Raw genomic sequence first — 14,016 nt, forward strand, 5'->3', positions numbered from 1 at the left:
TCTGTTATTCTCCCAACGATGAACGGCGTACCGCACCTAGCTCCTGATGCACCGATCTCAACAACTCATCGGTGCTTTCCCAATTGATACAGGCATCTGTCACCGATACACCATATTGCATTGCCGAACGCGGTTGTTCCGACGACTGATTGCCTTCATGAATATGACTTTCCAGCATCATGCCAATAATGGAACGGTTACCCGCTTTAATTTGCTCAACAATGGATGACACCACCTGCGGTTGGCGACGGTAATCTTTATTCGAGTTGCCATGGCTGCAATCTATCATGAGTGAAGGCGTTAAGCCCGCAGCCTGCATCTGTTTTTCACATTCCGCTACGTCTTGTGCGCTGTAGTTAGGCTGCTTGCCACCACGCAAAATAACATGACCGTCGCTGTTACCCTGAGTTTGCAGCAGGCACACCTGGCCGGTTTGGTTGATACCCACAAAACGGTGCGGCATTGCTGCGGCTTTCATAGCATTAATGGCCGTGCCCAGGCTTCCATCGGTGCCGTTCTTGAAACCCACTGGCATCGAAAGGCCAGAAGCCATTTCGCGGTGCGTTTGCGATTCAGTGGTCCGCGCACCAATCGCTGACCAACTGAACAGATCGCCCAAATATTGTGGACTGTTGGGATCCAACGCTTCTGTCGCCAAAGGCAGCCCCATGTTGACCAGGTTTAGCAGCAGCTCACGTGCAATGTGTAACCCCGCCTCCACGTCGAAGGAGCCATCCATGTAGGGGTCATTGATAAGGCCTTTCCAACCTACAGTAGTACGCGGTTTTTCAAAGTAAACGCGCATTATGATATACAACCGATCGCTCAATTCGGCTGATAGCGTATGCAAGCGGCGGGCATACTCCAACGCAGCATCCGTGTCATGAATGGAACAGGGTCCACACACCACCAATAACCGGTTATCGCGACCGTGGATAATATCGGAAATGGTACGACGTGCCGTGGCAATGGCCTGCTCTTCTTGCACATTGAGCGGGAATTTTGCCTTGAGCTCATCGGGCGTAATCAGTACTTGTTCATCGGCAATATTGATGTTGTTGAGCGAATCTTTTTGCATGTTCATTTTCCTGGACAGTTCTTGAGTAGCGTAGCGCGCTTTCCGCCGCCACATTGAGTTCAAGATACCACAAAATGTAAAGATTTAAATCCATAAAGTGTAAAAATAAAATTACTAATTCACTTTCACCTGAATCTCACGTTCGCGTCGCGGGTTACTGGCTTTTCTCGCTTATCTCAATGCAAATAGTGATAGAATCAATGCAACAGGAGGAAAGCATGCTGAGAGCCATCCTAATTGACGACGAGCAACTGGCTCGCGAAGAGTTGTTGCTACTACTGGATAAAGAAGATGACATTGAGGTAATAGCACAGTGCAGTAACGCGCTGGAAGCGATACCGGGCTTTGTTGAATAAACAGATTTTATGCTACCAGCCCAGTAAAACGATTGTTTCCAGCAACGTAAAATCATGCAGTTAAGCATCATGAGAAAACGGAATGCCTGAGGTGATAAGCATTTTCTACCAAAATGGGCATAGTAAAACAGCACGATTCCCTATTATTCAACAAAGCCGCGATACCGGTGATTAACCGACTTCAACCGGATGTGATCTTTCTTGATATCCAGATGCCGAAAATCAGTGGGTTGGAACTGGTTGCCATGCTCGATCCTGACAGCATGCCTTATGTTGTTTTTGTCAGCGCCTATGACGAATACGCGGTGCGCGCTTTTGAAGAACATGCCTTTGATTATTTGCTCAAGCCGCTGGACAATCAGCGCCTGGCAAAAACCCTCAATCGTCTTCGACGCGGCACATCCGTAAATAAAAATGTACAACTTATTGCGGAGCCTCAACTTAGGCATATCCCGTGCCACGGCCACAACCGTATTTTTCTCCTTAAGATCGAAGAAGTGGAATATCTCTGTTCCGAGCTGAGCGGCGTCCATATCGTAGGGCTCAATCAGTCAGGTTATACCCATATCGTTATACACATCTTTTGGCCATTTTTTGAACAGGATGCTCAGAACCCCGTGAATTAAGGCATTCAAGCCATCCCATTGGCTTTTTGAGGTTCAAAATGCCACTCTGAGATAAACCCGTAACTCATTGATTAAACAGTGCGTTAGAAAGATGTGTATAACGATATGGGTTATACCCAGCTATCGTTAAAAACGCTGGAAGAAAAAACGCCTTTTGTCCGCTGTCATCGCCATTACATGGTAAACACCAAGCTGCTTCAGGAGATACAGTTGATGGATAACGGTGGCGCAGAAGTCATTACCCACACCGGTAAACATATTCCCGTGAGCCGACGCTATTTAAAAAGCTTGAAAGAGAAGCTGGGTATTGCTTGATACCGACAGAAACCGCCCTCTGATAAGGATAATGTGTATTAGTCGCGACTTGATCTGACACTGGACCTTGAAAGGTTGAGAGTTACCGGTTTTGATATGGGTGTCGAATCCTTATACAAAACACGAGGTAACTCTCATGCTTCATACTAACAATCCCATCATCAAACACAAAGCCGGCCTGCTCAATCTCGCCGAAGAACTCGGTAACGTATCAAAAGCCTGTAAAATCATGGGGGTGTCACGCGACACGTTTTATCGCTATCAGGAACTGGCGGCAGAAGGCGGCATTGACGCTCTGGTTAACCAAAACCGCCGGGTTCCCAACCTGAAAAACCGTGCTGATGAAGCCACTGAACGTGCGGTTGTTGATTACGCCATTGAGTTCCCGGCTCATGGCCAGCACCGGACCAGTAATGAGCTGCGTAAAAAAGGCGTCTTCATTTCTGGCAGCGGTGTGCGCTCCATCTGGCAACGACACGATCTGGAAAACTTTCGTAAGCGCCTGAAGGCACTTGAGGAAAAAGTTGCCAGAGAAGGCATCGTACTTACTGATGCTCAAATCGCTGCACTGGAGAAGAAGGCGCACGACGACGAAGCCTGTGGTGAAATAGAGACTGCTCACCCGGGTTATCTGGGGTCGCAGGACACCTTCTACGTGGGTAATCTGAAAGGTGTTGGCCGTATCTACCAGCAGACGTTCGTGGATACGTACTCGAAAGTGGCGCACTGCAAGCTTTACACGAGTAAAGCACCGATCTCTGCCGCCGACCTGCTCAATGATCGCGTGCTGCCGTTCTACGAAGCTCAGGGGCTGCCAATGCTAAGAATACTGACGGACAGGGGGGACGGAGTACTGCGGTAAAGTGGAACAACATGACTATCAGCTGTACTTGGCTATCAACGATATAGACCATACGAAAACGAAAGCGATGTCTCCGCAGACAAACGGTATCTGCGAGCGCTTCCATAAAACTATTTTGCAGGATTTTTATCAGGTTGCGTTCCGTAAGACGTTATACGAGGACCTAGAAAGTCTACAAAAGGATCTGGACAACTGGTTGTGGCATTACAATAATGAGCGAACTCATCAGGGTAAAATGTGCTGCGGGCGTACGCCAATGGCCACGTTACTTGATGGTAAACGAGTCTGGGCAGAAAAAAATCTGAACCAGATTTAATCTGACAGACACCTGTATAAATAACCGGTAACTGTCAGATCAGGTCTGAGCTAATACAGATGTTTCTGCTTCGGAACCTCTCTTGCATAGCTGCCCCAGTTGTCACTGGTAATCATGCCGATGTTGAACGGTGTCAACAGAGCCAGCAATTCACGGCAGGTCTCATCGGTTCGGGGGCCAAAAGTGTAGGCCAGAACACCGCCCGTTTTGGTATTGTAAGCGTACCAGAGCCAGTGCTGTAGCGCCTGACTGCCAACGAAGCTCCATTGCTCATCAAGTTCACAGATAAGGGCGGCGTCGGCGTGAGCAACGGGAGAAGACGTTATCCTGCGGGGCGAGAGCTTTTTAAAGCCCGGATGACCGTATTGATGCCGATTTTCAACGTTCTGGCGGTATCGCGAACACCGGCACCGTTGAAGGCCATATCAACGATCTGCTCTTTGACTCCCGGCTTTCGCGCTTCATAGCGGTAGGTAAGCTGGAATACAAGGCGACAGCAGTGACACCGGAAGCGTTCGCGCTTAGTTGGACTAAGGCCATGTCGATAAACTTTATCTGAATTGCAGCGAGGGCAATGAACAAAAACAGTAACCACGTGGAAACCTCAAATAGCGGCAGAATATCACAAAAGCCAACTATTTGAAGGCATTACCCAAGAAAGATTGCTTTTGAAGTTTTTTGTTGTGCAGATCGGCTAATCAAAGTATTATAGATCGTCTTTTAAGCAAACCATTGACACATATATGAAGGCTCACGCGATTATTATCGCTTCAGTCTTGTTGGCAGGTTGCCAAGAGGTCTACCAAGACACCTCGCAACCGAAAAAACATGGGCAGAGTCTGTCTTCAGCAGGTCAAGGTGAAGCAGGAAAGTACACAGGAAGTCGAGAGACATCCGCGCGCTGGCTGGATAATAATGGCCTAGCGCAGCGCGACCTGTGGAACTTCATTAGCGACGAGCTGAAGATGGAGGTTCCGGATAACATCCGGATCCGCGAGCAAAAAACACGATACTTAAAAAATAAGAGCTATCTCCACGATGTAACATTACGGGCAGAGCCGTACATGTACTGGATAGTCGAGCAGATTAAGCAGCGCAAAATGCCGATGGAACTGGTACTGCTACCCATAGTGGAGAGCGCTTTTGATCCCAAGGCCACATCATCCGCCAATGCCGCAGGGCTCTGGCAGATTGTGCCAGGCACTGGGCGTAACTACGGTTTGAAACAGAACCAGTGGTATGATGGTCGTCGCGATGTTGTTGCATCAACTACGGCTGCCTTAGACATGATGCAGCACCTCAACACAATGTTTGATGGTGACTGGCTACTTACCATCGCCGCCTATAACAGCGGTGAAGGGCGTGTTTTGCAAGCAGTAAAAGCAAATAAGGCAAAAGGCAGGTCAACGAGTTACTGGGCATTGGCGTTACCACGTGAAACGTCACTTTATGTCCCGAAAATGTTAGCCTTAAGCGATATTCTTAAGAATAGCAAAAAATACGGCATTGAGTTACCTAAGCCCAATGAAAGTCGGGCACTGGCGCAGGTAGACCTGAGTCAACAGATGGAGTTGACGCAAGCGGCAGAAATGGCTGGCTTGTCGCTAACAAAACTGAAGAGCTACAACACAGGCTACAAACGTGATGTGACCGCTCCGAACGGGCCACATTACATTATGGTGCCTAAAGCACATGTTGAGCAGTTGAAGGATTCGTTGGCAGATGGCGATATCGCCGCTGTACAACCCGCTAAACTGGCGCAGTTATCCGCAAACACGGAATACAAGGTTCGTTCAGGTGACACCTTGTCAGGTATTGCGGCGAAACTGAAGGTCAGCGCGCAGGATCTGCGCAAGTGGAACAACCTAGCCAGCGCTAACGCGCTGAAGGTTGGCCAATCGCTTCAGGTTGTACAGGCCTCTGCGGGCAGTAAAAAGGGTAACAGTAATTCCATTACCTATCAGGTGCGTAAAGGAGACTCTCTCGCGAGTATCGCCAAACGTCACGGGGTAGATATCGCAGATGTTATGCGCTGGAATTCGGTCATCAATAAAAAGGCAAATATTCAGCCTGGAGATCGGTTAATGCTGTTCGTGAATACGGCAGCATCACCGGACTCTTAAGTGCTAGATAGCCTATAAAAAAGCCACGATGGTTGACCTTCGTGGCTTTTTTTATTGTTTTAACGTCATGCCGGCAACTGAAATTCAACCAATAGCGGGTTGTGGTCAGAAGCCTGGGTAACCAATACAGAAGATTGCATGACGTGTAACCCGCGATAAAAAACAAAATCTAACGGGCGGCCGAACGTTCGACGCCGCTGGTCGTCGACAAAGCGAACCTCACGCAAGGCAATCTCACTGGCAAATTGATAAAGCGCGTTGATACGCTGCCGGCTCCAGGCATTAAAATCCCCAGCCATGATTACTGGCCCGGCATGACGTTTAACCTGCTCACCAATCGCATCCAGTTGTTTGCCATACACTTCAACGCCGATACTGAAATTAATGGCGTGGATATTAATGACCATCAGTTGCTGAGCGTTCTGCAATGCATAAACCGTAATCAGCGCCGATTTAGACAGGCGAAGCAGAGGCTCTCTCTCTCTCAGCGGGCAGCAATACAACGGTTGTGCGGCAGACAGCGTCATCACACCAGAAGGGTGTTGGGGAAGAATAATGGCAGGGACTTGATCGGTAGCAACATAGTTCGCGGTTGCAAAGCGAATCAGCTCAGGCGTACTTTGCGCCTCTTGCAGTAAAACGAGATGAGCATCTTTACCAAAATTTTGCAATACCGCAAGCCAGTGCAGGCGCTGCTGTTTATAGATGTTCCACACCAATACACGCAGTACGTCGTTTTTTTCAAGCAGCGGCTCCTCTGGTAGTGCCTGCATAACAGGATACTGTACACCAGAGGAAAAAATTCTCTCTACGGGTTCCCCCGCACTGTACCTCACCGCATAGGTTTTCTTTCGCACAACGAACCTGCTTCTCTCTTCAGTGCTACACGCTATTACTTTAAGCAAAGAACGGCCTGAGTGACAGGGATATTCGGCAAGACTTGCACTGCATAACAGATCTTTACAGAGCAAGGTAAGTATGGCACAAAGTAAAAAGCCCTGAGCAACTGCTCAGGGCTTTTCTTTTTAGTGGCGGAACGGACAGGACTCGAACCCGCGACCCCCTGCGTGACAGGCAGGTATTCTAACCGACTGACCCTGTACATAAATTTGTGTAATTGCCTGATTTTGATATGTTCAATCCAACATCAAAAACAGGTTAATTTATGCACGAAAAACAGTTGCAGGCTCTGGCTAACGAACTGGCCAAAAATCTCAAAACCCCTGACGATCTCAGCCAATTCGATCGCCTGCTGAAGAAAATCAGCGTTGAGGCTGCTCTCAACGCCGAAATGTCCCGCCATCTGGGCTACGATAAAAATCAGCCCAAACCGGGGGCCAACTCCCGCAACGGCTATTCCACAAACACCGTGACCACCGGCGATGGCCCTCTGGCACTACGTACTCCGCGCGATCGTGATGGCTCCTTCGAACCACAACTGGTGAAGAAAAACCAGACCCGGATCACCGGGATGGATAACCAAATCCTGTCCCTGTACGCCAGAGGGATGACCACCCGCGAGATAGCGTCTGCGTTCAAAGAGCTGTATGACGCGGATGTCTCACCGGCGCTGGTCTCGAAGGTCACCGACGCCGTGATGGAACAGGTTACTGAATGGCAAAATCGTCCACTGGATGCAGTCTATCCCATTGTTTACTTTGACTGTATCATCCTGAAGGTCCGGCAGGACAGTCGCGTCATCAATAAATCCGTGTTCCTGGCACTGGGTATCAACATCGGGTAATGACTCCAATTAGTAGAACATGTGTTTTTCGATGAAGGCTCCGATGACTTTTTCGTGGATCTCGACGGAGCGCGAGAAGCAAATCGTTTTACGCGCCAGTCGTTTAATGCGGGTACGGAGCGTCAGGTTATTGCGCTCTATGCGTTGCGTGAAGATCTTGCCAGTCAAATGTTTCTGCTTCGGAACCTCTCTTGCATAGCTGCCCCAGTTGTCACTGGTAATCATGCCGATGTTGAACGGTGTCAACAGAGCCAGCAATTCACGGCAGGTCTCATCGGTTCGGGGGCCAAAAGTGTAGGCCAGAACACCGCCCGAATGGCAGCGAGGGCAATGAACAAAAACAGTAACCACGTGGAAACCTCAAATAGCGGCAGAATATCACAAAAGCCAACTATTTTAAGGCATTACCGTTTCGTTTATCCTGATCTGACACAGGCAGACCGAGAGCTCTCGGTCTGCCTGAGGTCAAAACTACACGAGAGAAAGTGCGACAAACGCAAACAATATGTTACGCTTGTCATAACTTCGCCCTCTGGACGTGATATCGCCGCTTTCAACTCAGCAGCGCCACTCAACGACCGCATTGATGCCATAACGCAAACATGAAAACGATGAAACTTCCTCTGCTCGCCCAGATCTCCTGTGCGCATTTGGTCAACCATTTTCACATTATGGTGCTACCGGTGCTGATCCCGTTGCTGTCTGCCCAACGCGGCATCAGCTTCGTTGAACTCGGGCTGGCGATCAGCGTCTTCAACATCGTCTCCGCCTGCGTGCAAACGCCCATCGGTTTTGCCGTTGACCGTATCGGGGCGCGGCGTACGCTGGTTGCCGGACTGACGCTCTGTAGCCTGAGCTTTATGTCGCTTGGGCTGACGCCGCACTATCTTTGGCTGCTGATCGCGATGGGGTTTGCCGGTGTGGCTAACGCAGTGTATCACCCGTCAGATTACGCCTTGCTCTCGCGCGGCATTGATGACAAACGCATGGGGCGTGCGTTCTCGATCCATACCTTCTCCGGCTTTTTAGGCAACGCCGTTACGCCGGGGATTTTACTCGCGGTAGCAGCATGGCTCGGCATCAATGCCGCCTTTATTGTGTCTGGCGTGGTGGGATTACTGGTTGTCGTTATGCTGCTGATGCATAAAGACGAGCCAGCGCGGCTTAAATCAGCGGCCCCTAAAAGCGGTGCCGCCCCGGTGCAAACCAGCGCCAAGATGCTGTTTTCACTGCTAATACTGGCATTGCCGGGTCTCTTTTTGATGCTGAGCCTGAGCACTAACTCGATCCAAAACTTCTCGGTCACCGCATTGGTTACCGGCTACGATCTGCCCTTATCCGATGCCAATGCGGTGCTAACCGCATTTTTGTTTGCCAGTGCCTTTGGCGTGCTGGCGGGCGGTGCTCTGGCCGATAAAACCGAGCGCCACGGCCTGGTTGCCACTGGCGCATTAGCCGTCACCGCCGTGCTGGTGGCGATTGTCGCTATCTATCCGTTGCCAGCGATGGTACTGGTGCCACTGCTGGCGGCAGCGGGATTCCTCTCCGGCATGATTGCACCCTCGCGGGATATGCTGGTGCGGACTGCATCACCGAAAGGCGCGGAAGGACGGGTATTTGGTATTGTGTCCACCGGGTTCAATATCGGCGGGGCTGCCGGTCCGGTGCTGTTCGGCTGGTTGCTGGATAATGGTCATCCCCATGCCATTTTCTGGTCTGCAGTCATTTTCATGCTGATCACCGCCGCTATCACACTGGCGCAGGAAATGCGTGCCAGCAAGCGTCGCGCCGCCGCCGCGGTTTAACCATTAAAAAAAACCGCCGCGTAGCTCAGGCTGCGCGGCGGTTTTTTTATGTCACTACATCCTACTAGATATCAATCCATCAGATATCAATGTTAGCGGCTTTCAACGCGTTCTCTTCGATAAAGGCGCGGCGCGGCTCAACCGCATCGCCCATCAGCGTAGTGAACAGCTCATCCGCTGCCATGGCGTCTTTAACTGTCACGCGCAGCATGCGGCGGCTTTCCGGATCCATGGTGGTTTCCCACAGCTGTTCCGGGTTCATTTCGCCCAGACCTTTGTAACGCTGAATGTTCAAACCACGGCGTGACTCTTTCACCAGCCACTCCAGCGCTTGTTCGAAGCTGTTAATCGGCTGTTTGCGCTCACCGCGCTCGATGTACGCACCCTCTTCGAACAGGCCACGCAGCTTTTCACCCAGCAGTACGATTTTGCGGTGTTCGCTGCCGCGTACGAAGTTGGCATCCAGCACATAATCGGTATCTACCCCGTGCGTACGCACGCGCAGCACTGGTTCGGCAAGCACTGAGTTATCGCTCAACGTGCCGCTGTAACTGCTGCCGTGCACATCATCTTCATTGAGGGTTTTCACCAACGTCGCCAACCAGCTTTCTACTTTGGCGCGGTCTTGCAGATCGTTTTCTGTCAGCGTGTCTTGGTAAATCAAGGTATTCAACAACGCACGTGGATAACGACGTTCCATACGATCGATCAACCGCTGTACGCTGTGGTGATCTTTCACCAGCAGTTCCACCTGCTCGCTCTGCAACGCAGGTGCCTGAGCATTGATGTGCAGCGCCGATCCATCCAGTGCCAGTGCAATCTGGTACTGGTCCATCGCTTCATCATCTTTAATGTACTCTTCCTGCTTGCCTTTCTTCACTTTGTACAGCGGTGGCTGGGCAATAAAGACGTGACCACGTTCAATGATTTCCGGCATCTGACGATAGAAGAAGGTCAACAGCAGCGTACGAATGTGCGCACCATCGACGTCGGCATCGGTCATGATGATGATGTTGTGGTAACGCAGCTTGTCCGGATTGTATTCATCGCGGCCAATGCCACAGCCTAATGCAGTGATCAGCGTGCCCACTTCCTGAGAAGAGAGCATCTTGTCAAAGCGCGCTTTCTCCACGTTAAGGATTTTACCTTTAAGCGGCAGAATGGCCTGATTCTTACGGTTACGCCCCTGCTTGGCAGAGCCGCCCGCCGAGTCCCCTTCCACCAGGTAGAGTTCAGACAGCGCCGGATCGCGTTCCTGACAATCCGCCAGCTTGCCCGGCAAGCCAGCCAGATCGAGCGCCCCTTTACGACGCGTCATTTCACGTGCTTTGCGGGCCGCTTCGCGCGCGCGCGCTGCATCAATAATTTTGCCGACCACGATTTTGGCGTCACCCGGGTTTTCCATCAGGTAATCGACCAGACGTTCGTTCATCAGCGATTCCACCGCGGTTTTCACCTCGGAAGAGACCAGCTTGTCTTTGGTCTGTGAGGAGAATTTCGGGTCCGGTACTTTCACCGATACCACGGCAATCAAGCCCTCACGCGCATCGTCACCGGTGGCACTGACTTTGGCCTTTTTGCTGTAGCCTTCTTTTTCCATATAGCTGTTCAGCGTGCGCGTCATCGCGCCACGGAAACCGGCCAGGTGCGTACCGCCATCACGCTGGGGAATGTTGTTGGTAAAGCAGTAGATATTTTCCTGGAACCCGTCGTTCCACTGCATGGCAATTTCGACGCCAATATCGTCTTTTTCCGCGCTGAAATAGAACACCTGCGGATGAATCGGCGTCTTGTTGCGATTCAGGTAGTCAACAAACGCTTTAATGCCGCCTTCATAGTGGAAGTGATCGGCCTTACCCTGTTCACGCTCGTCGCTGAGACGGATAGAAACACCAGAGTTCAGGAAAGACAGCTCACGTAGGCGCTTGGCCAGAATGTCGTATTCGAAATCGGTGACGTTGCTAAAGGTTTCCATGCTCGGCCAGAAACGCACGGTGGTACCGATACGTTCGGTATCCCCCACCACGGCCAGCGGTGCCTGCGGCTCGCCGTGACGATAAATTTGGTGGTGAGTTTTGCCATCACGGTAAATGGTCAGTTCCAGCTTTTCAGACAAGGCGTTGACCACGGAAACCCCAACACCGTGCAGACCGCCGGACACTTTATAGGAGTTATCGTCAAACTTACCGCCGGCATGCAGCACGGTCATGATCACTTCGGCCGCAGAGACACCCTCTTCTTCATGAATACCGGTAGGAATGCCACGGCCATCATCCTGCACCGAAACCGAGTTATCTTTATGAATGGTAATAACAATGTCTTTGCAGAAGCCTGCGAGCGCTTCGTCGATAGCGTTGTCCACAACCTCGAATACCATGTGATGCAGGCCTGTGCCGTCATCCGTATCACCGATGTACATACCCGGGCGTTTACGTACCGCATCCAGCCCTTTCAATACTTTGATACTTGAGGAGTCATAAGAATTCGACATCAACGTTTCTCGCTCATTTTAGTCCTGTAATTGAACCGTTATTTTACCCTGTTCCGCGCGGAACATCTTGCCCTTTTCACAGATCATGTCATCTATCTGCTCAGCGCTGATGGCGCTAACAAATACCTGAGCCTCGGTCGCTTTTAACCGTTCAGCCAACAAACGGCGGCGGGTAATGTCCAGTTCGGAAGCAAAATCATCTATCAGATAAATACACTTGGCACCGCTATGGCGAGTGAGGAACTCTCCCTGCGCCAATCGCAACGCACACATCAATAACTTCAACTGTCCACGCGACAGCATGTCTTCCACCGCAACGCCGCCCGCCCGGATACGAAAATCCGCTTTGTGCGGCCCCAACGCGGTGTAGCCCAACTGCCGGTCGCGCTCAAACTGCCGTTCCAGCAGTTCGGCGTAGTCGCTCTCTTTGTGCCAGCCACGCTGGAAAGAGAAGCTCAGTGAAAACTCCGGCAAAAACTGCTCGCAGGTCGCGGTAATGTCCGCAGTAATCGCAGTGGTGTAATCCGCCCGCCAGGCGCTGATGCGCTCTGCCAGCGGAATAAGTTCCTGATCCCAGGCGCGCAGTTGACGATACTGCCCCACCTGACGCAGCGCGGCATTACGCTGGCGCAATAACCGTTTCAGGTTGCTCCATGCCGCGAAAAAACCGGGCTCATGGTGAAAACAGCCCCAATCGAGAAAAGCACGACGGTATTTTGGCCCACCGTTGAGCAACGTGAAGCCCTCCGGCGTAATGAGCTGAATTGGTAGCAACTGCGCCAGATCCGCCACCTTGTGACCATCGCTGCCATCAATACGCACGGTACTGTCGCCCAGCCGGTTTTTACTCAGGCCTATCGAACGTTCACGCTCCATGCCATCTAACCGACCGTGCAGAATAAACTCGGACTGTTCATGCCGAATCACGCGCGCTGCCTGGATGGAGCGAAACGCACGACCGTGCCCCAACGTGTAGATGGCCTCCAGAACGCTGGTTTTTCCGCTGCCATTCTCCCCTACCAGAAAATTGAATCCAGGGATGAGCGCCAAATCGGCAGAGGCGATATTACGGAAATCTTTAATCAGAAGGCGGGTCAGAGCCATGGACAACCAGATCCTGTACGCGACAACCGGCATAAATGCCGACGGCAAGCGTCGGCATTCACGCCAAAAAGGGGGCAGACCAAGCGCGTCCCGCTACAGACGCACCGGCATGACAACGTATGCCGCCGCCTTGCTGGCACCGTCTTCAATCTGCACACTAGAGACAGAATCGGTCAGCAGCAAACGGACATCTTCACACTTCAGCGCATTCAACACATCCAGCACGTAGCTGACGTTAAAGCTAATTTCCATTTCCGTGCCGTTGTACTGCACGTCCAGAATCTCTTCCGCTTCTTCCTGTTCCGGGTTATTCGCGGTAATTTTCAGCTGATTCTCAATCAGGTGCAGACGCACACCGCGAAACTTCTCGTTAGACAGGATCGCCGCACGTGCAAATGCCTGTTTCAGCAAATCGCAGCTCGCTTCCAGCGCCTTGTCCGGGTTTTTCGGCAATACGCGGCGGTAGTCAGGAAAACGCCCGTCGACAAGCTTGGACGTAAAGATGAAATCCCCGACGTGGGCGCGAATGTTGTTGGTACCGATCTGTAGCTGCAATGGCGTATCGCCGCCGTCCAGCAGGCGCAGTAGCTCAATCACCCCTTTACGCGGCACGATCACCGAGTGGGACGGCAGCGACTGACCAATCGGCATGGCGCATACCGCTAGCCGGTGACCATCGGTCGCCACGGTGCGCAACTCTTCTCCTTCGGTTTCAAACAACATACCGTTAAGGTAATAACGCACATCCTGGTGTGCCATGGAGAACTGCGTGGCTTCAATCAGGCGTTTCAGCGTCGCCTGCGGCAACGAGAATGCTACTTCGCTCTGCCAGTCATCCAGGTTCGGGAAATCAGACGCCGGGAGCGTAGAAAGCGAGAAGCGGCTACGGCCGGAACGCACCAGCATCCGGTCGCCTTCCAGCGTGATGGTAATTTCCGCGCCGTCTGGCAAGCCACGGCAAATATCAAACAGTTTACGCGCCGGCACCGTGGTAGCACCGGATTCATGGGCCTGAGACAGGGGGATCTTCGCCACCATCTCCATTTCCAGATCGGTGCCGGTCAGCGACAGTGCGCCGTCCGTCACTTGTAACAGCAGATTGCCCAGAATAGGCAATGTGGGACGACCACCTAACGGGCCACTCACCTGTTGTAACGGTTTTAGCAGATGCTCGCGTTCAATAATGAATTTCATAA

The 14,016-nt window shown here is 51.6% G+C and carries 8 protein-coding genes and 6 pseudogenes; 7 read left to right on the top strand and 7 right to left on the bottom strand.

Annotated elements, in window-relative coordinates; translation table 11 throughout:
• Positions 1-4: 4 nt before the first annotated feature.
• The gene (locus tag ACWWJF_RS14460; protein ID WP_455871097.1) at positions 5-1,078 is read right to left on the bottom strand and encodes a 3-deoxy-7-phosphoheptulonate synthase; all 1,074 of its coding nucleotides are present in this window, start codon (positions 1,076-1,078) and stop codon (positions 5-7) included.
• A 218-nt stretch (positions 1,079-1,296) separates the two neighbouring features.
• Here ACWWJF_RS14460 and ACWWJF_RS14465 point away from each other — a divergent pair, with 218 nt between their 5' ends.
• The 4 genes and pseudogenes from ACWWJF_RS14465 (at position 1,297) to ACWWJF_RS14480 (ending at position 3,553) form a co-directional block, all read left to right on the top strand.
• Positions 1,297-1,434, top strand: a complete 138-nt coding sequence (locus ACWWJF_RS14465) for a hypothetical protein (protein ID WP_455869824.1) — start codon at positions 1,297-1,299, stop codon at positions 1,432-1,434.
• 158 nt (positions 1,435-1,592) lie between these two features.
• Positions 1,593-2,003 (top strand): annotated as a pseudogene (locus tag ACWWJF_RS14470) (response regulator); the annotation flags it as partial.
• A 165-nt stretch (positions 2,004-2,168) separates the two neighbouring features.
• A pseudogene (locus ACWWJF_RS14475) lies at positions 2,169-2,375 on the top strand (LytTR family transcriptional regulator DNA-binding domain-containing protein); the annotation flags it as partial.
• Positions 2,376-2,511: 136 nt separating this feature from the next.
• Positions 2,512-3,553 (top strand): annotated as a pseudogene (locus tag ACWWJF_RS14480) (IS481 family transposase).
• Positions 3,554-3,609: 56 nt separating this feature from the next.
• On the opposite strand, the pseudogene ACWWJF_RS14485 reads toward ACWWJF_RS14480, so the two are convergent.
• Positions 3,610-4,148, bottom strand: a pseudogene (locus ACWWJF_RS14485) (IS1 family transposase); the annotation flags it as partial.
• A 148-nt stretch (positions 4,149-4,296) separates the two neighbouring features.
• On the opposite strand from ACWWJF_RS14485, the gene mltD reads away from it, so the two are divergent.
• A complete protein-coding gene (gene mltD / locus ACWWJF_RS14490; RefSeq protein ID WP_455869825.1) occupies positions 4,297-5,676 on the top strand; it encodes a murein transglycosylase D in 1,380 nt (459 codons plus the stop codon).
• A 65-nt stretch (positions 5,677-5,741) separates the two neighbouring features.
• Here mltD and ACWWJF_RS14495 read toward each other — a convergent pair whose 3' ends face one another.
• Positions 5,742-6,533: an endonuclease/exonuclease/phosphatase family protein gene (locus tag ACWWJF_RS14495; RefSeq protein WP_455869826.1), complete on the bottom strand. Its 792-nt coding sequence runs from the start codon at positions 6,531-6,533 to the stop codon at positions 5,742-5,744.
• Positions 6,534-6,841: 308 nt separating this feature from the next.
• Here ACWWJF_RS14495 and ACWWJF_RS14500 point away from each other — a divergent pair.
• Positions 6,842-7,414: pseudogene (locus ACWWJF_RS14500) on the top strand (IS256 family transposase); the annotation flags it as partial.
• A 15-nt stretch (positions 7,415-7,429) separates the two neighbouring features.
• Here ACWWJF_RS14500 and ACWWJF_RS14505 read toward each other — a convergent pair.
• Positions 7,430-7,735: pseudogene (locus ACWWJF_RS14505) on the bottom strand (IS1 family transposase); the annotation flags it as partial.
• A 287-nt stretch (positions 7,736-8,022) separates the two neighbouring features.
• On the opposite strand from ACWWJF_RS14505, the gene ACWWJF_RS14510 reads away from it, so the two are divergent.
• On the top strand, positions 8,023-9,225 hold the full coding sequence (locus ACWWJF_RS14510; protein ID WP_455869827.1) for an MFS transporter: 1,203 nt from the start codon (positions 8,023-8,025) through the stop codon (positions 9,223-9,225).
• A gap of 79 nt (positions 9,226-9,304) precedes the next feature.
• Here the strand turns inward: ACWWJF_RS14510 and gyrB are convergent, their stop codons facing one another.
• The 3 genes from gyrB to dnaN form a co-directional block, all read right to left on the bottom strand.
• Complete coding sequence (gene gyrB, locus ACWWJF_RS14515; protein ID WP_455871098.1) at positions 9,305-11,716, bottom strand: DNA topoisomerase (ATP-hydrolyzing) subunit B; 2,412 nt, start codon at positions 11,714-11,716, stop codon at positions 9,305-9,307.
• 18 nt (positions 11,717-11,734) lie between these two features.
• Entirely contained in the window at positions 11,735-12,820 is a 1,086-nt protein-coding gene (gene recF, locus ACWWJF_RS14520) for a DNA replication/repair protein RecF (RefSeq protein ID WP_455869828.1), read from the bottom strand.
• A 93-nt stretch (positions 12,821-12,913) separates the two neighbouring features.
• Positions 12,914-14,014: a DNA polymerase III subunit beta gene (gene dnaN / locus ACWWJF_RS14525; RefSeq protein WP_455869829.1), complete on the bottom strand. Its 1,101-nt coding sequence runs from the start codon at positions 14,012-14,014 to the stop codon at positions 12,914-12,916.
• Between the last annotated feature and the right edge of the window lie 2 nt (positions 14,015-14,016).

The sequence above is a fragment of the Symbiopectobacterium sp. Eva_TO genome, assembly GCF_053848865.1.

What these genes read in the sequence shown, in the direction of transcription:
- ACWWJF_RS14465 (WP_455869824.1), top strand. Translation starts at nt 1,297, where the DNA reads ATGCTGAGAGCCATCCTAATTGACGACGAGCAACTGGCTCGCGAAGAG.
- recF (WP_455869828.1), bottom strand. Translation starts at nt 12,820, where the DNA reads ATGGCTCTGACCCGCCTTCTGATTAAAGATTTCCGTAATATCGCCTCT.
- ACWWJF_RS14460 (WP_455871097.1), bottom strand. Translation starts at nt 1,078, where the DNA reads ATGCAAAAAGATTCGCTCAACAACATCAATATTGCCGATGAACAAGTA.
- mltD (WP_455869825.1), top strand. Translation starts at nt 4,297, where the DNA reads ATGAAGGCTCACGCGATTATTATCGCTTCAGTCTTGTTGGCAGGTTGC.
- ACWWJF_RS14510 (WP_455869827.1), top strand. Translation starts at nt 8,023, where the DNA reads ATGAAAACGATGAAACTTCCTCTGCTCGCCCAGATCTCCTGTGCGCAT.
- dnaN (WP_455869829.1), bottom strand. Translation starts at nt 14,014, where the DNA reads ATGAAATTCATTATTGAACGCGAGCATCTGCTAAAACCGTTACAACAG.
- gyrB (WP_455871098.1), bottom strand. Translation starts at nt 11,716, where the DNA reads ATGTCGAATTCTTATGACTCCTCAAGTATCAAAGTATTGAAAGGGCTG.